General features: G+C 69.2%; 27 protein-coding genes. 14 read left to right on the forward strand and 13 right to left on the reverse strand.

Annotated elements, in window-relative coordinates; genetic code table 11:
- Window positions 1-257: 257 nt before the first annotated feature.
- Window positions 258-1,448, reverse strand: a complete 1,191-nt coding sequence (locus QNJ30_23480; GenBank protein MDJ0946425.1) for a TAXI family TRAP transporter solute-binding subunit — start codon at window positions 1,446-1,448, stop codon at window positions 258-260.
- 761 nt (window positions 1,449-2,209) lie between these two features.
- Here QNJ30_23480 and QNJ30_23485 point away from each other — a divergent pair.
- Window positions 2,210-3,313 (forward strand): TRAP transporter substrate-binding protein, encoded by a 1,104-nt coding sequence (locus QNJ30_23485; protein MDJ0946426.1) that lies wholly within the window; start codon window positions 2,210-2,212, stop codon window positions 3,311-3,313.
- A 31-nt stretch (window positions 3,314-3,344) separates the two neighbouring features.
- On the opposite strand, the gene QNJ30_23490 is transcribed toward QNJ30_23485, so the two are convergent.
- The 4 genes from QNJ30_23490 to QNJ30_23505 form a co-directional block, all read right to left on the reverse strand.
- Window positions 3,345-3,704 (reverse strand): hypothetical protein, encoded by a 360-nt coding sequence (locus tag QNJ30_23490; GenBank protein ID MDJ0946427.1) that lies wholly within the window; start codon window positions 3,702-3,704, stop codon window positions 3,345-3,347.
- A gap of 174 nt (window positions 3,705-3,878) precedes the next feature.
- The gene (gene rsmD / locus QNJ30_23495) at window positions 3,879-4,442 is read right to left on the reverse strand and encodes a 16S rRNA (guanine(966)-N(2))-methyltransferase RsmD (protein MDJ0946428.1); all 564 of its coding nucleotides are present in this window, start codon (window positions 4,440-4,442) and stop codon (window positions 3,879-3,881) included.
- Complete coding sequence (locus tag QNJ30_23500) at window positions 4,417-5,367, reverse strand: pseudouridine synthase (protein ID MDJ0946429.1); 951 nt, start codon at window positions 5,365-5,367, stop codon at window positions 4,417-4,419. Before QNJ30_23500 ends, rsmD begins: the two co-directional genes overlap by 26 nt.
- Window positions 5,364-6,080 carry a gamma-glutamyl-gamma-aminobutyrate hydrolase family protein gene (locus QNJ30_23505; protein MDJ0946430.1) on the reverse strand — a complete coding sequence of 239 codons (717 nt, stop codon included), beginning with the start codon at window positions 6,078-6,080 and terminating at the stop codon, window positions 5,364-5,366. Before QNJ30_23505 ends, QNJ30_23500 begins: the two co-directional genes overlap by 4 nt.
- 122 nt (window positions 6,081-6,202) lie before the next feature.
- On the opposite strand from QNJ30_23505, the gene QNJ30_23510 reads away from it, so the two are divergent.
- The 4 genes from QNJ30_23510 to QNJ30_23525 all read left to right on the forward strand — a co-directional run bounded on the left by QNJ30_23510 (window position 6,203) and on the right by QNJ30_23525 (window position 8,366).
- Window positions 6,203-6,595, forward strand: coding sequence for a metalloregulator ArsR/SmtB family transcription factor (locus tag QNJ30_23510; GenBank protein MDJ0946431.1), 393 nt, complete (start codon window positions 6,203-6,205; stop codon window positions 6,593-6,595).
- Complete coding sequence (locus QNJ30_23515; GenBank protein ID MDJ0946432.1) at window positions 6,543-7,019, forward strand: SRPBCC domain-containing protein; 477 nt, start codon at window positions 6,543-6,545, stop codon at window positions 7,017-7,019. The genes QNJ30_23510 and QNJ30_23515 overlap by 53 nt, the downstream gene beginning before the upstream one ends.
- Window positions 7,020-7,047: 28 nt before the next feature.
- A complete protein-coding gene (locus QNJ30_23520) occupies window positions 7,048-7,686 on the forward strand; it encodes a glutathione S-transferase family protein (protein ID MDJ0946433.1) in 639 nt (212 codons plus the stop codon).
- 227 nt (window positions 7,687-7,913) lie between these two features.
- Window positions 7,914-8,366, forward strand: coding sequence for a nucleoside deaminase (locus QNJ30_23525; GenBank protein ID MDJ0946434.1), 453 nt, complete (start codon window positions 7,914-7,916; stop codon window positions 8,364-8,366).
- A gap of 47 nt (window positions 8,367-8,413) precedes the next feature.
- Here the strand turns inward: QNJ30_23525 and QNJ30_23530 are convergent, their stop codons facing one another.
- From QNJ30_23530 to purD, 6 genes are all read right to left on the reverse strand, one after another.
- Complete coding sequence (locus QNJ30_23530; GenBank protein MDJ0946435.1) at window positions 8,414-8,806, reverse strand: GFA family protein; 393 nt, start codon at window positions 8,804-8,806, stop codon at window positions 8,414-8,416.
- Window positions 8,807-8,948: 142 nt separating this feature from the next.
- A complete protein-coding gene (locus QNJ30_23535; protein MDJ0946436.1) occupies window positions 8,949-9,746 on the reverse strand; it encodes an SDR family NAD(P)-dependent oxidoreductase in 798 nt (265 codons plus the stop codon).
- Window positions 9,747-9,892: 146 nt separating this feature from the next.
- Window positions 9,893-10,261 (reverse strand): hypothetical protein, encoded by a 369-nt coding sequence (locus QNJ30_23540; protein ID MDJ0946437.1) that lies wholly within the window; start codon window positions 10,259-10,261, stop codon window positions 9,893-9,895.
- Between the two features lie 245 nt (window positions 10,262-10,506).
- The gene (locus QNJ30_23545) at window positions 10,507-11,340 is read right to left on the reverse strand and encodes a polysaccharide lyase (GenBank protein MDJ0946438.1); all 834 of its coding nucleotides are present in this window, start codon (window positions 11,338-11,340) and stop codon (window positions 10,507-10,509) included.
- A gap of 136 nt (window positions 11,341-11,476) precedes the next feature.
- Complete coding sequence (locus QNJ30_23550) at window positions 11,477-12,160, reverse strand: hypothetical protein (GenBank protein MDJ0946439.1); 684 nt, start codon at window positions 12,158-12,160, stop codon at window positions 11,477-11,479.
- A gap of 80 nt (window positions 12,161-12,240) precedes the next feature.
- Entirely contained in the window at window positions 12,241-13,539 is a 1,299-nt protein-coding gene (gene purD, locus QNJ30_23555) for a phosphoribosylamine--glycine ligase (GenBank protein ID MDJ0946440.1), read from the reverse strand.
- Between the two features lie 176 nt (window positions 13,540-13,715).
- Here purD and xseA point away from each other — a divergent pair, with 176 nt between their 5' ends.
- The 3 genes from xseA to QNJ30_23570 all read left to right on the forward strand — a co-directional run bounded on the left by xseA (window position 13,716) and on the right by QNJ30_23570 (window position 16,710).
- Window positions 13,716-15,194 carry an exodeoxyribonuclease VII large subunit gene (gene xseA, locus QNJ30_23560; protein MDJ0946441.1) on the forward strand — a complete coding sequence of 493 codons (1,479 nt, stop codon included), beginning with the start codon at window positions 13,716-13,718 and terminating at the stop codon, window positions 15,192-15,194.
- A 28-nt stretch (window positions 15,195-15,222) separates the two neighbouring features.
- Entirely contained in the window at window positions 15,223-16,068 is an 846-nt protein-coding gene (locus QNJ30_23565; GenBank protein ID MDJ0946442.1) for a M23 family metallopeptidase, read from the forward strand.
- Window positions 16,069-16,185: 117 nt separating this feature from the next.
- Window positions 16,186-16,710, forward strand: a complete 525-nt coding sequence (locus tag QNJ30_23570; GenBank protein ID MDJ0946443.1) for a hypothetical protein — start codon at window positions 16,186-16,188, stop codon at window positions 16,708-16,710.
- 387 nt (window positions 16,711-17,097) lie between these two features.
- Here the strand turns inward: QNJ30_23570 and QNJ30_23575 are convergent, their stop codons facing one another.
- Both QNJ30_23575 and QNJ30_23580 read right to left on the reverse strand, forming a co-directional pair.
- Window positions 17,098-17,988: a phytanoyl-CoA dioxygenase family protein gene (locus tag QNJ30_23575; protein MDJ0946444.1), complete on the reverse strand. Its 891-nt coding sequence runs from the start codon at window positions 17,986-17,988 to the stop codon at window positions 17,098-17,100.
- A gap of 106 nt (window positions 17,989-18,094) precedes the next feature.
- A complete protein-coding gene (locus tag QNJ30_23580) occupies window positions 18,095-18,811 on the reverse strand; it encodes a FadR/GntR family transcriptional regulator (protein MDJ0946445.1) in 717 nt (238 codons plus the stop codon).
- A gap of 210 nt (window positions 18,812-19,021) precedes the next feature.
- Between QNJ30_23580 and QNJ30_23585 the strand changes: the two genes are divergently transcribed.
- The 6 genes from QNJ30_23585 to QNJ30_23610 form a co-directional block, all read left to right on the forward strand.
- Window positions 19,022-20,119 (forward strand): mandelate racemase/muconate lactonizing enzyme family protein, encoded by a 1,098-nt coding sequence (locus tag QNJ30_23585; protein MDJ0946446.1) that lies wholly within the window; start codon window positions 19,022-19,024, stop codon window positions 20,117-20,119.
- 122 nt (window positions 20,120-20,241) lie between these two features.
- The gene (locus QNJ30_23590; protein MDJ0946447.1) at window positions 20,242-21,261 is read left to right on the forward strand and encodes a TRAP transporter substrate-binding protein; all 1,020 of its coding nucleotides are present in this window, start codon (window positions 20,242-20,244) and stop codon (window positions 21,259-21,261) included.
- 107 nt (window positions 21,262-21,368) lie between these two features.
- Entirely contained in the window at window positions 21,369-22,217 is an 849-nt protein-coding gene (locus tag QNJ30_23595) for a TRAP transporter small permease (protein MDJ0946448.1), read from the forward strand.
- Window positions 22,217-23,845 carry a TRAP transporter large permease subunit gene (locus QNJ30_23600; protein ID MDJ0946449.1) on the forward strand — a complete coding sequence of 543 codons (1,629 nt, stop codon included), beginning with the start codon at window positions 22,217-22,219 and terminating at the stop codon, window positions 23,843-23,845. The genes QNJ30_23595 and QNJ30_23600 overlap by 1 nt, the downstream gene beginning before the upstream one ends.
- 15 nt (window positions 23,846-23,860) lie before the next feature.
- A complete protein-coding gene (locus QNJ30_23605; protein ID MDJ0946450.1) occupies window positions 23,861-24,811 on the forward strand; it encodes a phytanoyl-CoA dioxygenase family protein in 951 nt (316 codons plus the stop codon).
- Window positions 24,812-24,820: 9 nt separating this feature from the next.
- Window positions 24,821-25,702: NAD(P)-dependent oxidoreductase (locus QNJ30_23610; protein MDJ0946451.1), on the forward strand; the 882-nt coding region annotated here is incomplete at its 3' end.

The following is a 25,702-nucleotide window of genomic DNA, read 5'->3' on the forward strand; positions in this document are numbered from 1 at the left end:
GAAGTTAGGGCATTACATCCGGCCAGATGGATCGCGAAGCGATTCCATCTGGCCGGATGTAATGCCCTAGCGAAGATCGGGATCGGACGGAGTTCACCCCTCACCCGCTCGCGGCCTTCGCCGCTCCCACCCTCTCCCTCAGGGAGAGGGTTGTGGAGGCTTGGCGAGGCCCGGCCGAGCCCTAGCCGGAGCTGGGTGAGGGGTCCCGAGCAGATGCCCTTGGAGCGGAAAGCGCCCTAGGTCGATTCGCGCCGGCGCTACTCGGTCTGCTGGCGGCGCCATTCCAGGAAGTTGGTGAAGAGCGCCTTGAGCGACTCGTCGGAGAGCTGGCCCTGGCCCGCGCCGGCGGCGGGGGCTTCCGGCTGCGGCGCCGCGGCGACCGGCTGCAGGCTGCGCGACTTCTCCAGCGAGCTCAGGAAGGCGCGGAACTCCTTGCGCAGCCCCTCCTGGGTGTCCCCGGTGAGCAGCTGGCCCTCCTTGGCGCGCCGTGCGGCCGCCTCATTGGACAGCCAGACCTGGGCGACCTTGAGCCGCTGCCAGCCCGGCAGCTCGGCGTTCAGCGAGACCTCCTTCCACTTGGGATGGTACTGCGGGGCGTGCATGCGTTGGATGTTGTCGAAGAAGGTGGCGACGAAGTTGTCGACCTTTTCCGAGCGCTCGTTGGGCTGGTCCCAGTTGTAGACGCAGAGCACCGCGCTGACGCCGAGCGTCTTCACCGCCTCGTCCTTGGACACCAGGTTGGGATAGTCGGCCTTGGTGATGCTGGCCGGCACGTAGCTGCGGGTCAGCGCCCCGGCGAAGGGGATCGAGAGCAGGTGCACGTCCTTGCCCAGGCTGGCCTGCTGGATGAAGGACGAGGGCTTGGGCGCGACGTAGACCATCGCCGCCACCTGGCCCTTGGTGACCTGCTCCAGCGCCTCCAGGGTCCCCAGGCCGAGCGGCGTCGGCGCGACGCCCAGGGACTGGAAGATCTGCTGGCTGCGCTCGTAGGCGCCGCTGCCCTGGATGCCGAAGTTGACCTTCTTGCCGGCGAGGTCGGAGAGGCTGCGGATCGAGCGGTGCGCCAGGAGGTGGACCTCCTCGATGTAGAGCTTGGCGAGGACCGCGACCCGCCGCTCCAGGTTCGGATAGAGGTTGCGCTTGCGGATCAGCTCCAGGACGTCCGATTCGACGATCGCCATGTCGATGCCGCGCAGGTAGAGGATGTCGGCGACGTTCTGGATGCCGCCTGCCCCGGTGATCGGCAGGATGCGGATCGAGCCGGGCAGGTTCAGCTGCTCGGCCAGCTCGCTCATCATGAAGGTGTCGTCGACGCCGCCGCCGACCACCGTGACCGTGCCGCTGTTGACGCGCTCGCGCAGCTGCTCGGTCTGCTGAGCCAGCGCGGCGCCACCGAACACAACCCCCATCATCGCGTAGACCGCCGCGTTACGGGCCTGTTTCAGCATCTCCTGCCTCCCTCGCGTTCCTCTTCTACCCGGACTGGCCTCGCTCGCGCCGCCGCTGCGCCGGTCCGGACCGCAGGCCGCGCCAAAGGGCTGCGACCGCCGCCCCGGCGCGGCTCGAGCAAAAGACTCACCCCGGGCCGACGTCCCCGGAGCGGCGCTGGAACCCCCGGATTTCCCCTGTAGTCTTTGGGGTATACCACCTTTGACCTATTAGTGTCTTGGCGTGTATTTACAGCGCTGGACCAGTTCCTGGATTTGTCTGTGATATTTTCTTGTGGAGCCAAACCTTCCACCACGCCCGAAGGCGCGTCAAGGCGGGAAGGAGCATCGCGCTTGTGACAATCATGTAGCAGGCGCAGCGGCGGTCCGGCCGCCACCCTGGCGCTGCGCGCCGCGGAGCCTTCGATGGCGTTGCGCCCCGAGTCCGTATCCCGGCCGCCTGCCGTAAAAATGACACGGGGCCCGGACCGGCGAGGCCATGGCAATCCAAGTAATTATCTGATAGAGGGATTCCCTGGAAAGTAAACGGAGTGCAGTTCTGCGTTCCGCTCCGCAGATGGGTGGGTAAGATCCTTGGCGGCGTCGCCCTCGTCGGCGCCGCGCTTGCGCCCATCCCTTCGATCCGCTGCGGCGTTGCGCAGCCGAGCTGTTGCAGGGGAAAGGCTTCTGGACTCCAGCAAGCGCAGCTTCCGGTGACGGTGCAGAGCCGACCCGGCCCCCGATTTCGAGGCGGCCCTCGATTTGGAGTGATTGGTAAGAAAATGAAACGCCGAGGTTTCCTGAAAGGCGCAGCGGTGGCCGGACTGGCCGGTGCCGCGGCATCGTCCCTGCCGGCCCCCGCGATCTCCCAGGGCATCAAGCGCTGGCGCATGGTCACCACCTGGCCCAAGAACTTCCCGGGCCTCGGGACCGGTGCCGAGCTCCTGGCCCAGCTCATCGAGCGCGGCACCGAGGGCAAGCTGCAGGTCACGGTCTTCGGCGGCGGCGAGGTCGTGAAGCCTTTCGATTCGATGGACGCCGTCGCCGGCGGCGAGGTCGAGATGGGCCACGGCGCGCCCTACTACTGGAAGAAGAAGGTGCCCGCCGTCCAGTTCATGGCCGGCTATCCCTTCGGGCTCTCGGCGCAGGAGCAGAACGCCTGGCTGCAGTACGGCGGCGGCCAGGAGCTGGCCGACGAGATCTACCGCGAGATGGGCTGCAAGTTCTTCCCCTCGGGCAACACCGGCACCCAGATGGGCGGCTGGTTCAACAAGGAGATCAACAGCCTTGAGGACTACCGCGGGCTGAGGATGCGGATCCCGGGGCTCGGCGGCGAGGTCCTCAAGGCGGCGGCCGCGCAGCCGATCAACCTGCCGGGCGCCGAGATCAAGCCGGCCCTCGACGCCGGCAAGATCGACGCCACCGAATGGGTCGGCCCCTACAACGATCTGGCCTTCGGCCTGCACAAGAACGCCAAGTACTACTACTACCCGGGCTGGCACGAGCCCGGCACCTCCCTGGACAACTTCATCAACATCCGGGCCTGGGAGGCGCTGCCGGACGACCAGAAGGCGGTGGTTGCGGCGGCCAACACGGCGGTCAACCAGCTGGTGCTCAGCGAGTTCGTCGCCCGCAACAACGATTCCCTCAAGACCTTGATCACCAAGCACGGCGTGGTGCTGAAGCAGTTCCCGGACTCGGTGCTGGCGGGCTTCAGCGTGCTCGCCGGCCAGGTGGTCAACGACCTCGCCTCCACCGATCCCATGAGCCGGCGGGTCATGGACGGCCTGCTGGAGTTCCGCAAGGAGGCCCTGGCCTGGACCAGCCTCTCGGAGACCGCCTTCACCGCGGCGCGCTTCCTCTACGCCTACTCGCAGGGCAACTGACCGGACCCCGGCGCGCCCCGGGGCGGGCGGCTCACTCCGCTTCGACGTAGCGCAGGAAGCGGTAGCGGGTGCCGCCGTGGGTGTTGTGGACCTCCTCCTGGAGGACCACGCGGCGGCCCTTCTCGAAGGCCAGTTGGGAGGTGAAGGGCACTAGCCGTTCCTGGCCGTCGTCCAGCTCGACCACCCATTCGCTCGACTCCGCGGGCTCGCTCTGCGGCTGGTGCAGCGCGACAAGGGTCCCCGTCACCTCCTGCGACTTCTCCCAGCCGCCGCGCGGCAGGATCGACATCAGGGCGATGAAGGCGAGCACCGCGGCGGCCACCGGCAGGATCCGCATCAGGCGGTCCTTCCAGATCAGCCGCTCCAGCTCCTTCTTTTTCGACGCGTCCATGGGGGGCTTTCTAGAGGATCTCGTCGGGTTCTGGAATTGTCTTTCCGCGGGTTCCGTCTCTCACGCCGCTCGCCCGTACATGAGTCTGAACTACGTCCCCCGCTGCTGCGGAGATCATGCCGAGGCGCCGCCTTCGGGATTCCGGCCGAACTCTCGCCGCTGCGCCGGGCCCCTTCATTCAATATAGTTAAGAAAGGCGACCTTTGCCTTACCGTAGCTGCGCAGGTCGCGGATCTCGAAGCCGGCGGGCGCCTCGAAGGCCTCGGCCTTCATCAGCTCGACCGCGACCAGCGCGCCCGGGGCGATCCAGCCGGCGCCGGCCAGCGCGGTCAGGGCCGGGGCCGCCAGGCCCTGGTTGTAGGGCGGGTCCATCAGGACGATCGAGCAGGCTGCGGCGGCCGGCGGCGGCCGCAGGACGTCGACCGCCAGGACCTCGGCCCGCGCGCCCTCCTCCAGGGCCTCGAGGTTGGCGCGCAGGGTCGCCAGGGCCGCGGCCTGGCTCTCCATGAAGGTCACCCGCGCCGCGCCCCTGGACAGGGCCTCCAGGCCCAGCGCCCCGGTCCCGGCGAAGGCGTCCAGCACCCGCGCCTCGATCAGGGGGTTGCCGCCGCTTGCCAGCTTGCCCTGGGTCAGGACGTTGAAGATCGCCTCACGCGTACGGTCGGCGGTCGGACGTACGGCCAGGCCTTCCGGGGCGAGAAGCGTACGCCCCCTATGCCGGCCGGCGACGATGCGCACCGCGCTGCCCCCTGCTCTTGCCGGCCTTCGGCCGGGCGTCGGCCGCCGGCCGCGCCTTGGCCCTGGCGGTCGCCGGCGTGCCGCCCGCTTTCGGTCCCGGCTTCGGACCCGCCTGGGGCTTGCGCCCCGGCTTGCTCGGCTTGGGCTTGGCCTTGGCCCAGCCGGCCTTGGGGGTCTTGGGGCCTTCCAGGGCCTCGCGCAGGCGCTTGGCCGGGACCTCGGAGACCGCGCCCCGGGCCAGGCTGCCCAGGGTGAAGGGGCCGTAGCCGACCCGGATCAGGCGGTTCACCTTCAGGCCCAGATGCGCCAGGACCCGGCGCACCTCCCGATTCTTGCCCTCGGTCAGGATGATCGAGATCCAGAGGTTGGCGCCGCTGGCCCGCTCGATCCGGGCCTTGATCGGGCCGTAGCGGACGCCCTCGACGGTGACCCCCTCGCGCAGGCTTTCCAGGCGCGCCTCGCTGACCCGGCCGTAGGCGCGCACCCGGTAGCGGCGCTGCCAGCCCGAGGCCGGCAGCTCCAGCGCGCGCTTCAGCTCGCCGTCGTTGGTCAGCAGCAGCAGGCCTTCGGAGTTGAGGTCGAGCCGGCCGACCGGCTGCAGCCGCGGCAGGTCCTTGGGCAGGCTGTCGTAGATCGTCGGGCGGCCCTGGGGATCCTTGGCCGCGGTCAGCAGGCCCGCCGGCTTGTGGTAGCGCCAGATCCGCGCCGGCGCCGGGGCGGGCAGGGGGGCATCGTCGACCCGGATCTTCTGGCCCGGCTTGACCGTCACCGCCGGGCTGTCCAGCACCCGGCCGTCCAGGCTGACCCGGCCCTCGGCGATCAGCAGCTCGGCGTCGCGCCGCGAGCAGAGCCCGCTGCGGGCGATGATCTTTGCGATGCGCTCCGCTGCGGGAGCGATGCGCCGGGTCTCGGCCTTGGGGGTCATGACCGCGCCGCCGCCAGGAAGGCTTCGAAGATCGCCGCGTCGCCTGCGGAGACGTGGTACTCCGGATGCCACTGCACGCCGAGGCAGAAGCCGTAGCCGGCGGCCTCGATGCCCTCGATCACCCCGTCCGGCGCCCGGGCGTTGACGCGCACCCCCTCGGGCACCGCCTTGGCCGCCTGGTGATGGGCGGAGTTCACCTCCAGGCTTTCGGCGCCGCAGATCTCGCGCAGCCGGCTGCCCGCCTCCAGGGCCACGCCGTGGCCCGGCTCGTGCCGCGGGTTGGGCTGCTCGTGGGCCAGGGCGCCTTCGATCTCGTCCGGGATGTGCTGGATCAGGGTCCCGCCCAGGGCGACGTTCAGGAGCTGCATCCCGCCGCAGATCCCCAGCACCGGCAGGTCGCGCTCCAGGGCCGCCCGGGTCGCCGCCATCTCGAAGGCGGTGCGCCGGTCCTTGGTGGTGACCGTGGGATGCCGCTCGCCCGCGCCGAAGAGGGCCGGGTCCAGGTCGAAGTGGCCGCCGGTGACCAGCAGGCCGTCCAACCCGGCGAGGTAGGCCTCGGCCTGGCCCACCTCGTGGGGCAGCAGGACCGGCAGGCCGCCGGCACGAGCGACCGCGGCGCAGTAGTTCTCGCGCAGGAAATAGCTGGCCTGCGGGCGCTCCGGGCCGGGCGCGTCCCAGTCCAGGGTCAGGCCGATGACGGGTCTGTCGGGCATGGCCGGAATTTATGCACTGCCGGGGCCAAGCTCAATGCTCCAGACGAGAGTGCCGAAGGCTTCTTGACTCCTCTGCCGGAGTTTCGTATTTAACAAGTAAGTTAAATACGGGGTGCGCCACAATGACCGAGGATCAGCTCGACGCCGCCTTCGCCGCCCTGGCGGACCCGACCCGGCGGGCCATCGTCGCCCGCCTGGCCGCGGGCCCGGCCCCGGTCGGCGAGCTGGCGGCGCCCTTCGAGATCTCGCTGCCCGCGGTCTCCCGCCACCTCAAGGTCCTGGAGACTGCCGGCCTGATCACCCGCGAGGTCGATGCCCAGTGGCGCCGCTGCCACCTGCGCCCTCAGGGCCTGACCGGCGCCGCCGAATGGATCGACAGCACCCGCCGCTTCTGGGAGGGCCGCCTGGACAGCCTGGCCCGCTACCTGGAAGGGCCAACCCAGAACGGGAAGGAGACACCCCATGCCGGAACCCCGGACCCGGGAAACGACGACGACAGCGGACCGCAAGGCTGAGCCCGCGCTCACCCTGTCGCGCAGCTTCAAGGCCTCGCTGGCGCGGGTCTATGGCGCCTTCGCCGGGTCGGCGCAGCTGGCCCAATGGTTCGGCCCCCAGGGCTGCGGCGTCGAGGACTGCGACTGGACGCCGGAGGTCGGCCGGCCCTGGCGCGTCGTCATCGTCCACGCCGACGGCGATGCCAATCCGGTCGGCGGTGTCTTCCGCGAGGTCGTCCCCGGCGAGCGCCTGGTCCTGACCTGGGCCTGGGAGAACACCGAGTACGCCGGGCTCGAGACTCTGGTCACCCTTGAGTTCAAGGCCCTGGGCGACATGACCGAGCTGACCCTGACCCACGAATGGCTGGCCGACGACCTGGCCCGCGAGCGCCATTCCAAGGGCTGGTCCAGCTCCTTCGACTGCCTGGCCGAGCTCCTGGCCTAGAAACCGACTGTCCCAAAGGAGAAAGAGAATGTCCGAGGTGATCGTCTTCGGGATGCCCCAGTCCGGCTACGTCCGCGCGGTGCGCCTGGCCTGCGAGGAGAAGGGCGCGGCCCACGCGGTCGAGCCCATGATGCCGGACCAGATGCGCGACAGCGGCCGCCATCCCTTCGGCCGCATGCCCGCGATCGAGCACGACAGCACCCGGCTCTACGAGTCCAGCGCCATCCTGCGCTACCTCGACCGGACCTTCGCAGGGCCGAGCCTCGAGCCCGCAGACCCGCAGCAGGCGCTGCTGTCGATGCAGTGGGAGAGCGCGGCCCACGACTACCTGATCCCGACCCTGGGCCGGCGCTATATCCTGCAGTACCTCTTCCCCAAGGGCCCGGACGGCCAGCCGGACCGGGCGGTCATCGACGCGGCGCTGGTCGACATCCGGCGCTATCTTGCGATCCTGTCCGAGGCCCTGGAGCCCGGCCCCTTCCTCTTCGGCGCCCAGCCAAGCATTCCCGACCTCCTGCTGGTGCCGACCCTGGCCTATCTCGAAGCCATGCCCGAGGGCCCGGGTCTGCTCGGCGCCGCGCCCCGAGTCCAGCGCCTGCTCGACGCAATGAAGGCCCGCGACTCCTTTCAGCGCACGGTCCCCCCGCCGATCCCCGAAGCGGCGTAGCGCTCGCAGGCTAGAACCGCGACGTCACCCCCTCCCAACCCTCCCCCATCAAGGGGGAGGGCTCCCTTTTTTGAGGCCTGCCACGTTAATCCCCCTCCCCCTTGATGGGGGATGGGGCGCGTAGCGCGGCGCTTCGCGCGGGTGGGGGTGACATCTCAGACCTCGCAGGCAATCCCCAAGCCCACGCCGCCTTGACCGCGACCCCGCCCCGGCGGCAGGGTCGCGCCATGGCGAAGCTCGGCTACATGGTCCTGGCCCTGGAAGAGGCCGAGGCGGCGGCCGCGGCCGGCGAGGTCCCGGTCGGCGCCGTCCTGGTCGACTCCGCCGGCGGCACGGTCCTGGCCCGCGCCCACAACCGGGTTGAGGCCTTGAGCGACCCCACCGCCCACGCCGAGCTGCTGGTCATCCGCGCCGCGGCGGCGGAGCTCGGCGTGAAGCGCCTGACCGCCGCCGACCTCTACGTCACCTTGGAGCCCTGCGCCATGTGCGCCCAGGCCATCGCGCTCGCTCGCCTGCGCCGCCTCTACTTCGGCGCCTACGACCCCAAGGGCGGCGGCGTCGAGCACGGCGCCTGCATCTTCCGCCAACCCACCTGCCACCACCGCCCCGAAGTCATCGGCGGCGTCGAGGAAACCCGCTGCGGCGAGCTGCTGAGGGCGTTCTTCCAGGAGCGGCGCTAGGCGGCGTCAAGGGATTTGGCCGAGATGACGCCTGCTGCGGTCGCGACCTAGGCCTCGAAGCGACTCGTGTCGTTACGATCGCGGTCGTATCGTCTGGTGAGCGGAAACGGCGGCAACCAGGACTCGCGACGGACGGTCCAGAGTTCGTAAGTCGGCCTCAGTTGGTCGGGGGCATCCAGGGATCCCAGGTTCACTTCGATCTCGTCGGCGCTGCGCGAGAAGACGGACGAGCCACAGTGGGGACAGAAGAAGCGCCCGGCGTAGTCGCGCGTTTCGCCATCGATCGTCACCGCATCCTCGGGGAACACCGCGGAAGCGTGAAAAAGGGCCCCATGGTGCTTGCGGCAGTCGAGACAGTGACAAAGGCCGACCCGGTATGGGCGTCCCGAGGCCACAAATCGGACCTTGCCGCAGAGGCAACCGCCGGTGAATCGGTCCATGCCGCGTCTCCTCCAAAATCAAGCGGGCGGAATGCTTACAGCGAGCAGCACCGTCATTGCAATTACGCCATGTCCTTCACGTTCCCGAAGGTGAAACCGAAATCCAGATCCGCCAAGTTCGCACCGCCAGGAACCGGACCTGTCAGGCGCTTGCCGTATCCGCACCTCCCGCCGCGTCAAGATGCATGAGACCGGCGGTCGACATGCCGCCATCGACGGCGATCGTTTGGCCGGTGATGTAGCGTGACTTGGAGTCGTCGAGCAGAAACATCGCCGTCCCCACCATTTCCTCGGGCGTGGCATATCTGCCCTCAGGGACCCGGGTCACCCAGGCCCTGCGGGCGGCCTCGCTGTGCATTTCTGCGACCATCGGCGTTTCGACGGGGCCTGGTGCGATCGCGTTCACGCGGACTCCCGTCTTCGCCCATTCGACGGCCATGACCTTGGTCGCGTTGATCAGACCCGCCTTGGACGCACCATAGGCGACGCGGCCCGCGTTGCCGACCAAACCGGATACGGACGCGATATTGACGATCGATCCGCTTCCCCGCGCCATCATGCGCTTCGCGGCCTCGCGCGCCACGACAAAGCTTCCGACCAGGTTGACGTCCAGGATCTTTCGGAAGACGGCCGCAGGCGTGTCCAGCGCGGGAATTTCCTCGCCGATCCCGGCCGAGTTGACCACGCCGGTCAGCGCCCGCCCGTCTCCCTCGAGGTCGTCGATGAGAGCGCCGACGGCGGCTTCCTCGGTGACGTCCAGCTCTTCGCAGACCAGTCGATCACCGAAACCGGACAGGTCTTCCCGGCATCGCCCAAGGTTGTCGCGAGAAAGATCGACGACCACCGCATGCCATCCTTCGGCAAGGACGGCTTGAGCGATCGCCTTCCCGATTCCGGAGGCGCCGCCTGTGATCAGGACGGTCTTGTTGCGTTCGGTCATGCGCTTTCCTTCAGCTTTGCCGAGGCTTCGAACCGGCGTGCCTCCGACTCCGCCCTCATCTGCGTCTTGTCGTTCCGGGGAGGGGGCAGGTCTTTCCTGGCGCTAGGCTTACCCCGTCGCTCGGGCTGTGCCCATCAGGAAAGATATCAGGGAAACTCAAGCTCTCCTTTGCGCCATAATTCCAGTATCATTTGCGCATTGAAGCCCAGAGCGCCACTGTATTGGTCTGAGAGTCTTCGAAGCACTTTTTCTGCTCTTTCGGTATCTATACCCAGAAGAACATGGCCAGCGGCCCAGCAGCGCACGCCAGGATGAATATCGTCAAGATATCTAGAGAGCATTCCCAAGGGTCCGGGACCACGCCTTCGCAGCTCCTGATAGATGGCTGCAAGCCGATCTGCAGCCTCGTTGGTCTGTTCGGGCGTGCCTTGGTCGTTACCCTTCGTGTGAGCGACGGCGGCAACCCGATATGCAGCCAACAGTTCTTCCAGCGAATTCTCTTGTAGAATCGACATCAAGATAGGAGTTCCAAGGACAGTGAGCGGGCAGTGCGGTCCCCCCGCGAGCAATTCACTTCGTTTTGGACGCTGGGCTTACTCTACCGCTAGAGCTGTGCCCATGGGGAGCGCCTGGGACCATTGATCCATGGCCCGACCGGAATGCCCCCCGAGGATGGGTGTCAGTGTCCCGGTCTTGCCTATCCGAACTTGTCCCGATTTTCCGAATCTTCCAACCCGCTGGGACGCTCGCCGTTCCCCGCTCACTCCGCCGCGGCACGCACCCGCGCCGGGTCCACCTGCGCGTAGCTGGCGCCGCGGCGGAAGTGGTCGAGGTAGACGGTCGTGGGGTAGTCGACCGGGTCGCGGTAGGGGCCGAACTTGAAGAACTGCGTCTCCATGTTCTCGTAGCCGATCGCCCCGGTGGCGCGGACGATCCTGCGGCCGTTGGCCCAGACCTCGACCAGGCCGTCGCCTGAGGGGTCGGCGCGGATGCGATAGACCATGTCGATCCAGCCGCTATCGCTCGGCGGCAGATCGGCGAAGCGCTCGACCTCCACGCGGCAGTCGCGGCGCCGGCTGTCCCGGCCGCCCGCCTGCCAGGCGATGCGCAGGCGGCAGAGGCCGTCCTGCACCGTGATGTGGAAGACCCCGTCGCGGAAGCGCTGGGCGACGAAGGGGCTGCCCGGCCCCGAGTGGTGCCACTGGCCGATGATGATGCGGTTGCCGTCGGCCGGGATCGGCCCGGCGATCAGCATGGAGAAGCCGTACCAGACCTCCTGCCCGAAGCGCAGGCGCACCGCCTCGGCCTCGGCCAGCTCGGCGCGGTCCGAGCCGTCGCCCAGGGGATCGTGGCCGGGGTGGACGGTGATCGCCAGGGCGCGCCCGGGCCCGCGCGCGACCCGGTCCTGGATCTCCACCGAGCCCGGCAGCAGGCGCCGCTGCGACCAGATGCCCGAGGCGAGGCGGGCCCGCTCGAAGCCGTCGGCCAGGGCCCAATGCGGCACGGCCAGGAGCGGCGCGCCCACGGACTGGCTGCCGGCCAGCGCCAGAAGCATCATCAGGGCCGCACCGCGGCGGAGGCTGCGCAGCGTCACGGCCGTCGGGCTCCGGTGCTCGGCGGGGTAGGGGCGGGGTCGCTCATGGCGCCCTTGCATATCCGGCCCGGCCCGGCGACTCAAGCCATGACGCGAACGGCGGCGAAGCCCGGTGCGCGAGCCTTAGGCCGCGGGCTCACGCCCTCCCCCTTGGTGGGGGAGGGTGGGGTGGGGGTGATCGGCCGGCCTCTGGGGGCTGCGGCTGGCCGCTGCACGGGACGTCCGCGCCGGAGGTGGCGGAGGCTCGGGTGGGCGCCGCCTTCGCCGCCGCCTGCCGCCGGTGCCGCGCCACCGCCCGGTTGATCGCGGCGGCCAGCTCTGCCGCCGAGGCGCCGGTGCCGAAGACGTTGATCCGGGTGAAGCGGCCGAGCAGCAGCGCGCCCGGCCACCAGGTCCAGAACCACAGCAGCGGCCGGGCCGGACCATTGGCGCCGCGCCAGTGCCCGGCCAGGAAGGCCCGGCGGTCGTGCAGCCGCAGCTCGACGCCGAAGGAGGGCAGCCCGCCCCGCCCCGCCGGCCCGGCGCCCTCGATCGCGGACCAGGGGATCAGGCCGCGCCACAGCAGGCGGACCCCCTCGGCCTCCAGGGCGACCTCGGGCCGCCAGAGGGTGGCGAAGCGCAGGCTGGCGATGGCCGCGCCGATCACCCCCACCGCCACCAGGATCGGCGCGACCTCGTGCATCACCGCGCAGCTCCGCGCCGAGACCAGCGTCCGGCAGCCCGGCCCGTAGAGGAACAGCCCCTCGCCGATCAGGCAGAGGTAGAGCGCCAGGGTCATGACCTGCGCCGCCGGCCGGCGATGGAGCACGAGTTCGGGCACGAAGGACCGCCTGGAGCCGAAAAAAAGGCGGAGTCTGGCGCTTAGGAGGTTAACCGGTGGTTAGGGCCGACCTGGCCCGCTCAGCTCTCGCGCCGCTCCCGTTCAACCGCGCGCCAGGCGATGTCGCGGCGGCAGAAGCCCCCGGGCCAGTCGATCCGCTCGATGGCGGCGTAGGCCCGGGCCTGGGCCTCGGCCACGGTCTTGCCCAGGGCCGTGACGTTGAGCACCCGTCCGCCGCTGGCCAGCAGGCGGCCGTCTTCGGCACGCTTGGTGCCGGCGTGGAAGACCACCAGGTCCCCCTCGCTGACGTCTTCGTCCAAGCCCTCCAGGCCCTGGATCTCGCTGCCCTTCTCGTAAGGTCCCGGATAGCCCTTCGCCGCCATCACCACGGTGACCGCCGGCTCCGGATACCAGCGCAGGTCGAAGCTCTTCAGCACCCCGTCGCTGGTCGCGATCAGGGCCGGCAGCAGGTCCGACATCAGGCGCATCACCAGGACCTGGCACTCCGGATCGCCGAAGCGGGCGTTGTACTCGATCAGCTGCGGCCCCTCGGCGGTGATCATCAGCCCGGCGTAGAGCACCCCTTTGTAGGGCCGGCCCGCCGCCGTCATGGCCGCCACGGTCGGCTCGATGATCTCGGCCAGGACCCGGGCCTCCAGCTCCGGCGTCATGACCGGCGCCGGGGAGTAGGCGCCCATGCCGCCGGTGTTGGGCCCTGTGTCGCCGTCGAAGGCGCGCTTGTGGTCCTGGGCCGTCGCCAGGGGCAGGGCGGTCTCGCCGTCGACCAGGGCGAAGAAGCTGGCCTCCTCGCCCTCCAGGAACTCTTCGATCACCACCTCGGCGCCGGCCGCCCCGAAGGCGCCCTCGCTCAACGCCGCCTCGACCGCCGCCTCCGCCGCCTCCAGGGTCTCGGCGATGACCACCCCCTTGCCCGCGGCCAGGCCGTCTGCCTTGACCACGATCGGCGCCCCGCGCTCTCGGGCAAAGGCCTTGGCCGCTTCCGGGTCGGTGAAGCGGCCGTAGGCCGCGGTCGGGATCCCGTGTTCGGCGCAGAGGTCCTTGACGAAGCCCTTGGAGCCCTCCAGGACCGCGGCCGCCGCGCTCGGCCCGAAGGCCTTGATCCCGGCCGCGGTCAGCCGGTCGACCAGGCCTGCGACCAGCGGCGCCTCGGGCCCGACCACCACGTAGTCGATGGCCGCGTCCCGGGCGAAGGCGATCAGCCCGTCGATGTCCTCGGCCCCGATCGCCACGCACTCCGCTTCCTGCGCGATCCCGGCGTTGCCCGGCGCGCAGTAGAGGGTGTCGCAGAGCGGCGAGGCCGCGATCGCCCAGCAGAGCGCGTGCTCCCGCCCCCCCGATCCCACCACCAGGATCCGCATCTTGTCTCCCCTTTGCCTCCCTGCCGCGGCACGGCAGCCTCATGCTTCGACAGGCTCAGCATGAGGGATGCTTTGCACCTCGTCCTGAGCGTGTCGAAGGGCGAGGTCGGCAGGGCTTCACCGCCCCAGGAAAGTGGTTTATGGCGGCGGCGTCTTGTAGCATAAGCGCAGCAGACATGACCGACTTTTCCCAGCAACCCGGCTTCGGGCCGGACAGCGCCGGGCCGGACAGCCCCGGCGGCAACATTCCGGTCTTCTCCGTCGGCGAGATCTCCCAGGCGGTCAAGCGCAGCCTGGAGAGCACCTTCGACCACGTCCGGGTGCGCGGCGAGATCTCCGGCTTCAAGCGCGCCGCCTCCGGCCACCTTTACATGTCCTTGAAGGACGAAAACGCGGTGCTGGACGCGGTCTGCTGGCGCGGCACCGCCGGGCGCCTCGGCCTCAGGCCCGAGGACGGCATGGAGGTCATCGCCACCGGCCGCATCACCTCCTATCCCGGCCGCTCCAAGTACCAGATCGTGGTCGAGGCCCTGGAGCTGGCCGGCGAGGGCGCGCTCCTCAAGCTGCTCGAGGAGCGCAAGCGCAAGCTCGCCGCCGAGGGCCTCTTCGCCGAGGACCGCAAGCGCCCGCTGCCTTACCTGCCCGAGGTCATCGGCGTGGTCACCTCGCCGACCGGCGCGGTGATCCGCGACATCCTGCACCGCCTGGCCGACCGCTTCCCGCGCCACGTCCTGGTCTGGCCGGTCCTGGTCCAGGGCGAGGGCGCCGCCGCGCAGGTCGCCGCCGCCATCGAGGGCTTCAATGCCCTGCCGGCGGAGGGCGGGCCGGTGCCGCGCCCCGACCTTCTGATCGTGGCGCGCGGCGGCGGCTCCCTGGAGGACCTCTGGGCCTTCAACGAGGAGGTCGTGGTCCGCGCCGCCGCGGCCTCCGAGATCCCGCTGATCTCGGCGGTCGGGCACGAGACCGACACCACCCTGATCGACTTCGCCGCGGACCGCCGGGCGCCGACCCCGACCGCGGCGGCCGAGATGGCGGTGCCGGTCAAGAGCGAGATCCTGGCCCAGGTCCTGGACCACGACCGGCGCCTGGTCGCCGCCGCCGGCCGCTATCTCGAGGAGCGGCGGCTCCAGGTCGAGGGCCTGGGCCGCGGCCTGCCCGACCCGCGCCGGATCCTGGAGGAGATGACCCAGCGCCTGGACGACCGCGCCGAGCGCCTGGGCCTGGCCCTCGCCGCCACCCTGCGCGAGCGCCGCGGCGCGGTCGCCGAGCTGGCCGCCCGCCTGCCGCACCCGCGCCAGCAGCTCCGCCTGGCCCTGGCCGGCTACGCCCCCCTGGCCGAGCGCTTCGCCCGCCTCGGCCCGACCCTTTTCGAATCGGCCGAGAAAGAGCTCGCCGCCCTGGCGCGGATCCTGGAGTCGACCTCCTACCAGAAGGTCCTGCAGCGCGGCTTCGCCGTGGTCCGCGGCCCCGAGGGCGTTCTGACCCGCGCCGCCCAGATTTCGCCCGGTTTGTCCCTTGATATCGAGTTCGCCGACGGCCGCGCCGCGGCCCGGGCGGACGGCGGCCGGGCGCCCGAGCCGGCCAAGCCCAAGCCGCGAGCCCGCAAGACCGCCCCGGCCCGTAAAGGTGATGACAAGCAAGGCAAGCTACTTTGACCTCTCCGCAGCAAGGGATCTCCGGCGCATGACGTGGTTTCGCTTCTCCTTCCTGGCCATCGGCCTCGTTCTGACCCTCGCCGTGTCTTCCGCCGTCGCCGGGGGCGGCCAGGTCAAGCTCGAAGGCGACTTCGTCCAGGGCGGGCTGGTCTTCGGCCGCGCGATCCAGGGGGCGGAGGTGACGCTCGACGGCCGCCGCCTGCGGACCGATCCCGAGGGCCGCTTTGTCTTCGGCTTCCACCGCGACGCGCCGGCCGAGGCGGTCCTCTCCGTCCGCCTCCCCGGCGGCGCGCTCGAGGAGCGGCGCCTCGCCATCGAAGCCCGCGACTACCAGATCCAGCGCATCGATGGCCTGCCGCAGAACATGGTCACCCCGCCGGAGTCGGTCTACGCGCGGATCAAGGCCGATGCCGCCAAGGTCCGCGCCGCCCGCGCCGTGGACCTCGAGCGGAGCGACTTCCTCCAGGGCTTCATCTGGCCGGCGCGGGGCCGCATCAGCGGCATCTACGGCAGCCAGCGGATCCTCAACGGCGAGCCCAAGCGGCCGCACTACGGGGTCGACGTCGCCGCGCCCACCGGCGCGCCGGTCTGGGCCCCGGCCGGCGGCGTCGTGACCCTGGCCGAGGACGACCTCTACTACACCGGCGGCACCATCATCCTCGACCATGGCCACGGCCTGTCCTCGACCTTCCTGCACATGGAGACGGTCACGGTGAAGGTCGGCGACGAGGTTCGCCAGGGCGATCCCCTGGGGACCGTCGGCGCCACCGGCCGGGCCACCGGCCCGCACCTGGACTGGCGCATGAACTGGTTCGAGGCCCGGGTCGACCCCCAGCTCCTGGTCGGCCCCATGCCCCAGGACGAGACGAACTGAATGGCTAGGACACCTCGGAAGTTTCACCCCCACCCGCGCGTAGCGCGGCGCTTCGCGCGGGTGGGGGTGGCACACCCAAGTCTCCGGCTAAGCACCAACCGAAGGAAAGGACGACCCATGGGCATCGAGATCGCCGTCTGCGGCATGGAGGAGCTGCCCCGGGTCGCCCCCGACTTCGGCCCGACCCACGCCGTGACCCTGCTCGACCCGACCAACAGCCGCCCGCCCATCGCCGGCCTGGACGAGGCCGACCACCTCTTCGTCGGGGTCCACGACATCTCGGCGCCGCGGCCCGACCACGAGCATCCCCAGGACCACCACGTCGAGGCCCTGCTCGCCTTCGGCGAAAGCCTGCGCCCGGCCGTGGAGTCCTCGGAGGTCCGGGTCCTGGTGCACTGCTGGGCCGGGGTCAGCCGCTCGACCGCCGCGGCCTTCGCCCTCACCTGCCAGCTCACCGGGATGGCCGAGCGCGACGCCCTGCTCTCCATCCAGAGCCTGCGCCGCCAGATGTGGCCCAACGAGCTGATCGTCGCCCTGGCCGACGAGGCCCTGGACCGCCGCGGTCGCATGCGCCGCGCCCTGGAGGACTGGCGCCGCAATCAGGAGATGCCCGCCGGCTACGCCGCCTGGCTGGGCCGCTAGATCCGGCGTTCGCCCGGCGTCCTCCAAGCTTCGGCAGCCTTCTGAGGCCGGCCCCGCCTTCGCCGTTGTCCGCCTCTGCGGGTCGTCGCGGTCAACTGCGCCGGCCTTGAGGAGACGCGCGAGCTCGGCGCCTCGGTGCCCATGGTCGAGCGCGGTCTGGTCGAATTCGACATCGATCCGGTCGATCTCTTCATGAACACGCTCTGGAAGTAGCCGGCCGCGGACCGGGTGGAGCTTCAGCCTAATACCAGCGAGCCCATGAAAGTTTGCATTGCTGCTTTAGGCCTTCGGCCTTCTCATGCTGAGCCTGTCGAAGGGCGAGGTCGGCACCTTCTCGATGATCGCTGTCCGAGTCCCTTCATCCGCTCCTTGGTATAAGCTGCGTCCTCAGGACTCCGCGTAGGGCGCGAAGGCCTTGGCCTTGCCCCGGGACTGAATCTCGTAGATCGACCCGGCCCTTTGCGGCTGGGGCTGGGGGATGCGCACCGGCACCGGCGCCAGGCGCGGCTGCCGGGTCGCCGCGCCGCAGAGCAGGCGGGAGTCGAAGTCCTCCAGGCTGTCGAACCTGGTCATCGCGCCCATGATCGGGAAGGCATCGGCCGCCATCATCTCGTAGAACAGCATCCGCCGGTCGCGCTTCGACCGGTTGCGGGCGGAGCCGTGGAGCAGGCGGGCGTGATGGATCGAGACCGTGCCCGCCGGCCCGGTCAGCGCGACCGCGTCCCCGGGCCCATAGCCGGCCTCGGCCGGGTCGCAGGCCCCGGCGAAGACGCCATCGAGGTGATGGTCGAGAAGCGGCCCCCTGTGCGACCCCGGGATGACCTGCAGCGGCCCGTTCTCCGCCAGCATGTCGTCGAAGACGATGCCGACCGCGAGCACGTCGTCGTTGGTGTGGGGATAGAAGGCGAAGTCCTGGTGCCACTGGACCGGCGCGCCGTAGTCCGCCGCCTTCATGTTCAGCTTCGCCGTGTGCAGGCGGAGGTTCGGCCCGATGAGGTCCCGCACCGGGCCCAGGATCACGTCGCTGCGCATCAGGCCGTCGAAGAAGGCGCTCTGCAGGTCGGGGCGCTTGATGCGGCGGATACGTGGCGCGCTCCGGCTGTGGTGGTCCTCCAGGTCGAGCCGGTCGTCGCTGGCGTCGATGCGCCGGGCGTGCGCCGAGAGCCGCGCGATCTCCTCGCGGCCCTCGGCCACGGTCTCGGCCGGCAGATGGCCGTCCAGCACCAGGTAGCCCTCGTCCCGGTAGAAGGCCCGCTGCGTCTCGCTGAGATAGTCCACCACTGCCTCCCCCACCGGATCGGCCCGGCGCCTTTCCCCGCACCGACGTCGGATCATAGCCGGCCAGGCCTGCGGCGGCCAGGCGGCGCGCCCCGAGGGTTTTCGGTCAGATCTCGCCGAAGGTCCGGCGGACCTGCTGCCAGGCCGCCGCCAGATGGGCCCTCAGCGCCTCTTCGGCGGCGTCGGGATCGCGCAGGAGAATGGCGTCGAAGATCCGCGCATGGGCCTCGAAGTTCGCGCGGTTGCGGTCCGGCAGGCGCGGCATCTTCTTCCAGTGGCTGGACAGCCAGCTCGTGTAGGCCCGGTGGATCGACGGCAGCAGCGGGTTCCCGGGGATCTCGTAGAGCACGCCGTGGAAGGCCACGTCGGTCTGGTAGAAGGTCTCGGACTCCGCGATCGCCGCCTCGTTCGCCGCGAGGGCGGCCTTCAGCTTCGCGATCTGGTCCTTGTTCGCCGCGACCGCCGCCTGCCGCACCAGGGCGGCCTCCATCATGATCCGCAGGTCGAAGAGGCTCTTGACGCCGCCGGGCTCGGTGAGCAGGCGCGTGGCCACGCTGCCGACGGCCTGGATCGCCGCGTCGTAGCCGGGCTTGCGCACCACGGGGCGGAAGCGCGGCCGGGCGTCCACCAGCCCCTTGTTCGACAGCGCGAGGACCGCCTCGCGCACGACGGTCCGGCTGACCCCGTAGGTCTGGACGATCTCCCGCTCGGGCGGGAGCGGCTCGCCGTCGCGCAGGGTCCCGTCCAGGATCTGCTTCTCGAAGACCTGGATCAGGCCGTCCGCGGCCCGCCTCGATCTCGCGGCGTTCTTTGCTTCGGTCATGTCCTCCAGGCTCCGCCGGGCGCGACCGCAAGGCTGCCGGGAGCCGCGCTGCAAAATATCTTGTATGACAAAAATTCTGCAGAATCCAATGCTCAGTCGGGGTTTTCGAAAAGGCTCGACTCACGGGCCATTTTTTGTCATACCAAAAGCAGGGCAAATATCGGGATCCGGGCGCAGGGCGGGGCCGTGACAGATCCGGAGTTGGTCGAAATGGCCGAAATCGAAAGCATCGAGGTCAAGCGCTTCAATCTGCCGCTCGCCGAGGTCCTGACCGATGCCAGGCACGGCGACCACACGCATTTCGAGCTGGTGACGGCGACCCTCCGGCTCGCCGACGGGTCCGAGGGGACCGGCTACAGCTACACCGGCGGCCGGGGCGGCCGAGCCATCGCGGCCATGATCGAACACGACCTGGCGCCCTTCCTCCTCGGCAAGGAGGCATCGCGGGTCGAAGACCTCTACGAGGGCATGCAGTGGCACCTGCACTACGTCGGGCGCGGCGGCATCGCTTCCTTCGCCATCTCCGCGGTCGACATCGCGCTCTGGGACCTGCGCTGCAAGGCCGCGGGCCGGCCGCTCTGGCGGATGGCGGGCGGCGCCTCGGACCGCTGCAGGGCCTACTGCGGCGGGATCGACCTGAACTTCCCCCTGCCCAAGTTGATCGGGCAGGCCGAAGGCTACCTCGGCGCCGGATTCAACGGCGTGAAGATCAAGATCGGCCGGCCGGAGCTCCGGGATGACGTCGCGCGGGTCGCGGCGGTCCGGGAGCGCATCGGGCCGGAAGTCGCCCTCATGGTGGACGCGAACTACGCCATGACCGTGCCCCAGGCCATCGAGGCCGCGCGGGCCTTCGAAGCCTACGACCTGGTCTGGTTCGAGGAGCCGACGATCCCCGACGACTACCGCGGCTACCGAGAGATCGCCCAGGCGACCGGCATGCCGCTGGCGATGGGCGAGAACCTGCACACCATCCACGAATTCGACTTCGCCTTTGCGGAGGCCGGTCTGTCCTACATCCAGCCCGACGCCTCCAACTGCGGCGGGATCACCGGCTGGCTGCAGGTCGCCGAGAGATCCCTCGGGCACGGCATCCCGGTCTGCAGCCACGGCATGCAGGAGCTCCACGTGAGCCTGGTTTCCGCCCGCTCGAACGGCGGCTGGCTCGAGGTTCACAGCTTCCCGATCGACCGCTACACGCGGCGGCCGCTGGTGGTCGAGAACCATCTCGCGGTCGCGCCGAACGAGCCGGGTATCGGAGTCGCCTTCGACTGGGATAAGCTGGAGGCCGCGCACGATGCCAGTCTTTGACAATTCGAGAGGCTGACAAATTCCTTGTTTGGCCATCCGCTTACCTCTAGTTTGGTCATACCAAAAAACATGACGGCCGAGAAAGGCCGCGGGTTTCGCACCAAGAACAAGGGAGAGCAAAGATGAAACTGACGAAGGGGCTTGCAGTGGCAGCGTCCGTAGCTGCCCTCGCGATCGGAGCGACCGCCGCATCCGCCGAAACGACCAAGCTGCGCATCCAGACGCATTTCTCGCCCGAGACGCTGTCGGGCAAGATGGCCGCCGAGTTCATCGAGGACATCACCGCCATGTCCAACGGCGAGATCGAGGTGGAGATGTTCTACTCCTCCGCCGTCGTGAAATCGGCCGAGACCTTCGATGCGGCCGCGACAGGCATTCTCGACTGCGACATGACCGGCGGGTCCTACCAGACCGGCAAGAACCCGGCCTTCCAGTTCGCCGGCGATCTGATGGGCGGCTACGCGAATCCCTACCAGCAGATGGCCTGGCTGCTTCACGGCGGCGGCTACGACAAGCTCAACGAGCTCTACAACGCCCATAACATGGAGTTCATCGGCTGGTGGATCCCGGGTCCGGAATCCCTCTCCTCGACCGCGCCGATCCGCAACGTCGCCGATTTCAAGGACTGGAAGTTCCGCTCGCCGCCCGGCATGGCGACCCTGGTCTTCAAGAACCTCGGCGCCTCGCCGATCGTGATGGACTTCAACGAGATCTTCACGGCGCTGGAAACCGGCATCATCGACGGCGCCGACGCGGCCAACCTGACCAACAACGTCGGCCTGGGCCTCTACGACATCGCCCAGCACACCAACTTCCCCGGCTTCCATTCCATGCCGGCCGACCACCTGACCTGCCGCAAGGACGTCTGGGACGCGATGCCGGATCATCACAAGGCGATCCTGAGGGTCGCCATGCAGGCCCTGGCGCTGCGCAACGCGACGGTCAACGAGGTCCAGAACGCCAGGACCGCGAAGGACCTGCGGGCCAAGGGCATCAACCTTTACGAATGGACTCCGGAAGAACTGGCCAAGTACCGTGCCGCCGTGAAGGCGGGCTGGACCGAGTTCGCAACCACGCCGGAAGCCAAGGCCCTGCTGCAGAGCCACATCGACTTCCTGACCGAACTCGGTGCGATGAAGTAGTCGAAACCCTGGAGCTTTCCATCTCGGCGGCGGGCCCGCAACGGGCCTGCCGCCGCCGCTGCGGGTCGAGGCCGACGACGGCGTGACTGGACGGGGGAGGGGAAGACGTGAAAGCCGAAAGCGGTGGCCTTTGGGAGTGGCTGGTCCCCTTCGCCTTCATCCTGTGCGCGGGCTGGGCGATCTGGCATGCCCCCGCCTACCTTCTCGACTTCATCCCGCCCGCCAGCCAGAGCCTCTTCGATCAGATGAGCGAGCTGCACGCGCGCAAGGACGTGAGCCCGGGCCTGGCCGGTTTGTTCGGCGGCTACGCCGACCCGATCGACTGGGCGGCCTTGGTCCTGATTCCGGTCCTCTTCGTGATCGGAACCCGGACCGTGCGCGTGGCCCACATGGAGTTCCCGCATTGGCGCCCGATCGACCGGATCGCGCTCTTCATCGGCCGCGTGACCATGGTCCTGATCATCTCGATGACCCTGGTCATGCTCTACGAGGTCTTCCTCCGCTACGCCCTGGAACAGCCGACCTTGTGGGCCAACGAGCTGACCCTTTGGATCGCCGGCTTCGTGTTCCTCTGCTCCGGCCTCTACGCCATGCAGCAGCGCTGCCACATACGGATCTTCCTGCTCTACGACGCCGTTCCGCGCTGGATGCAGCGAAGCTTTGACGTGCTTTCGGCCCTCCTGCTGGTGGTCTTCGCCTTCTTCCTCGTCTTCGGCAGCTACCACCAGGTCTTCGTGATCAAGTTCTACAAGTGGGAGATGTTCGGGACCGCCTTCGATCCGCCGATCCCGGCGACGGTGCAGCCGATGATCCTGATCATCGTCACCCTCGTCGCCGCCCAGGCCGTCGTGAACCTGATCTCCGACTGGAACCTCAAGCCGACCGTGCACACCGCTGCGGACGACATCGACGAAGACGAGCTCGAGGCCATCAAGCGCAGCGTGAGTTCGGACTGATGGACGTCGGAACGATCTCCCTCGTCCTGGTCTTCGGGCTGATCTTCCTGCTCGGGATCGGCATGCCGCTCGGCTTCGCCTCGGCCGTGCTCGCGCTCGTGGTCCTGGTCATGAAGTTCGAGCCGAACCTCCTGTTGAACCCCTTCAGCTTCGGCGACGGCATGCTGACCGGGCGGCCGGGGACCGGCGCGCTCTATATCCTGACCCAGAAGATCTTCGACCTCCTGACGGAATACGTGCTCATATCCGTGCCCCTCTTCATCTTCATGGCGGCGCTCCTGGAGCGCTCCGGCATCGCCAAGGAGATGTACGACGCGCTCGACTTCTGGCTCTCGCGCGTGCGCGGCGGGATCGCCATCGTGACCTCGCTCATGGCCGTCATCATGGCGGCGATGTCGGGGATCATCGGCGGCGAGGTGGTGCTTCTGGGCCTGATCGCCCTGCCCCAGATGCTGCGCCTCGGCTACGACCAGAACCTCGCCATCGGCACCATCTGCGCCTCGGGTTCCCTGGGAACCATGATCCCGCCCTCGATCGTGCTGATCATCTACGGCCTGATCACCGAGACCTCGATCAAGGCGCTCTTCACCGGAGCCTTCCTGCCCGGCTTCATGCTGGCGAGCTTCATCATCCTCTACATCGTGGTCCGCACGCAGCTGAAGCCCTCCTTGGCGCCGCTGCCGGATCCTGGGCCGGACGATCCCACCGGATTGCAGAAGCTCGGCATGTTCGGGGCCTTCCTCTCCGTCCTCCTGGCCGGGGTCTCGGCGCTGCTCTTCCTGCGCGCGCTCTTCTTCACGGTCACGGGGCAGAACGCTGATCTCGGCGAAAGGGTCGAGCCCATCTTCCTCGGCATGACCCATCACCTGCCCTACCTCGCCGGCTTCGCCGTCGCCGGCGTGGTGCTGGCGCTCTTCGTCTTCGGCCGCGAGCGATCGAAGGCCGGATGGCAGCACGGCAAGGGGCTGGTGCCGCCCTTTACCGTCATCGGGGTCGTCCTGGGCTCGATCTACGGCGGGATTTCCGGGATCACCGAGGCGGCCGGCATGGGCGCCCTCGCGGTCTTCATCATCGCGGTCTTCCGCGGCGAGGCCTCGATCGGGCTGATCTGGGAAAGCCTGATGCGAACGCTCAGGTCGACCGGGACGATCATCTGGGTCACGGTCGGCGCCGCCGCCCTCTCCGGGGCCTACACCCTGGCCGGCGGGCCGCGCTACATCGCCGACCTCATCGTCGGCGCCGACATGCCGGCCATGCTGGTGCTCCTGACGATGATGCTCATCCTGCTCTTCATGGGTGCCTTCATGGACTGGGTGGGCATCGTGCTCCTGATCATCCCGGTCTTCCTGCCGATCGTGCAGCGCCTGCCGATCGAGGAGATCGGTCTGATCGGTCAGCTCGAGCCGCAGCACGTGGCCATCTGGTTCGGCGTGCTCTTCTGTATGAACATGCAGGTGAGTTTCCTATCGCCACCCTTCGGACCGGCTGCCTTCTATCTCAAGTCGGTGGCGCCGCCGCACATTTCGCTCACCGACATCTTCAAGGGCTTCCTGCCCTTCATCGGCGTGCAGCTCGTGGCGCTTTCCATCCTGCTGATCTGGCCGACGATCGTGACCCTGCTACAGTAGCGACGAGGTGACGCCATGCTGACGCAAAGCGAAGTCGAGCGCTTTCGGTCGCAGGGGTTTCTGGTGGTCGAGAAGGTCGTGGACGCCGCGACCCTGGAGGCCCTGCGCCGGGAATACGCGGCGCTCCTGGACCGCCTCTACGCCGGGTGGTACGGGCAGGGGCTGCTCGAGGTCGCGCCCGAAGGGCTCTCCTTCTGGGAGAAGCTGGACCAGTGCCACAGGGGCGGCTTCGACTGGTATCAGCCCTTCGACATCAGCCTGCCGCACCACGACATCCGCGAGGACACGCCGATGCACTTCGGCCCGGCGGTTTTCGACCTGGTGACCCACCCGAATATCCTCGACATGGTGGAATCGCTGATCGGGCCCGAGATCACCTCCAACCCGATCCAGCACGTCCGGATCAAGCCGCCGCAGCGCGCGGTGCCGCCCTCGGAAAGCCGGGCCCACGTCATCGCGACCGACTGGCACCAGGACAAGGGCGTGACCCTGCCGGAGGCCGACGACACCGAGTTCGTGACCGTCTGGCTGGCGATCACCGATGCGACGGTCGAGAACGGCTGCCTGCAGGTCGCCGCCGGCCGCTACGACGAGATGCTGCCCCATTGCCTGAAGCCCCAGGTCCGCATCGCCGAGGCCTTCGTTCCCGCCGCGGAGACCGCTGTGCCGGTGCCGGTCAAGGCGGGCGGCGCCGTGCTCTTCAATCCCCTGAGGCCGCACGCCTCGCTCCCCAACAAAAGCGACGGCTACCGCTGGTCCTTCGACCTGCGCTACAACGTCACCGGCCAGCCGACGGGGCGCAGCCATTTCCCCGCCTTCGTCGCCCGGTCCCGCCGCGATCCGGGCGCGGCGCTGCGCGACTGGCGGGCCTGGAAGGAGATGTGGGAGGAGACCCGCCGGCGCCTCGCCAACTCCCCGCACATTCCGCAGCACCGCTGGGATTCGACCAGCCCCCATTGTGCGTGAGGCTCAAGGATGAAACGGGTAGGGGTCGTCGGCATCGGCGACATGGGCTCCGGACTGGCCAAGAACCTCATGGCCGCCGGCTTCGAGGTCTTCGGCTTCGATCCCGCGGAGGCGAGAGCGAAGGCCTTCGCCGCCGCCGGCGGCCGGTTGCTGAGCTCGCCGCAAGAGGTCGGCGCCCAATCGGAGGCGGTCTTCGTCATGGTCCTGAACGGCGGCCAGGCGAAGCAGGTGGTGCTCGGCGCCGAGGGCGAGGGCGGCCTGCGCGCGAGCATGGCGCCGGGCTCGGTGATCGTCCTGACCGCGACCATCAAGCCGGGCGAGGCCCGCGACCTGGCCGCGGCGCTGGAGGGCAGCGGCATCCACCTGGTCGACACTCCGGTCAGCGGCGGCTTCCCCGGCGCCCAGAACGGCACCCTGACCATGATGGCCGCCGGCACGGATCAGGCCCTGGCGGCCGCCCGCCCCGCGATGGAGGCGGTCAGCGCCACGATCCACCGGGTCGGCGCCGAGCCCGGCATGGGCCAGACGGTCAAGGCCTGCCTCCAGGCCCTGATCGGCTCGGTCTTCTCCGCCGCCTTCGAGGCCTCGGCGCTCGCCGCCCGGGCCGGGGTCAAGGGCGAGGTCCTGCACCAGGTGGTCTCGACCTCCAGCGCCGGCTCGGTCATCACCAGCGGTGCGCTGGAGAACGTCATGAACCGCCGCTTCGAGGGCACCGGCAGCCACATCGACACCATGCACAAGGACCTGACCATCTCCCTCGACCTCGCCCGCGACCTCGGCGTGCCGCTCTTCATGGCCGCGACCGCCATGCAGCTCTTCGAGGCCGCCCGGACCCGGCACCCGGAGGGCGACAACCAGGTCGTCGCCCGGATCTACGAAGAGATCGTCGGC

This window comes from Kiloniellales bacterium, assembly GCA_030066685.1.
GTDB lineage: Bacteria > Pseudomonadota > Alphaproteobacteria > Kiloniellales > JAKSBE01 > JAKSBE01.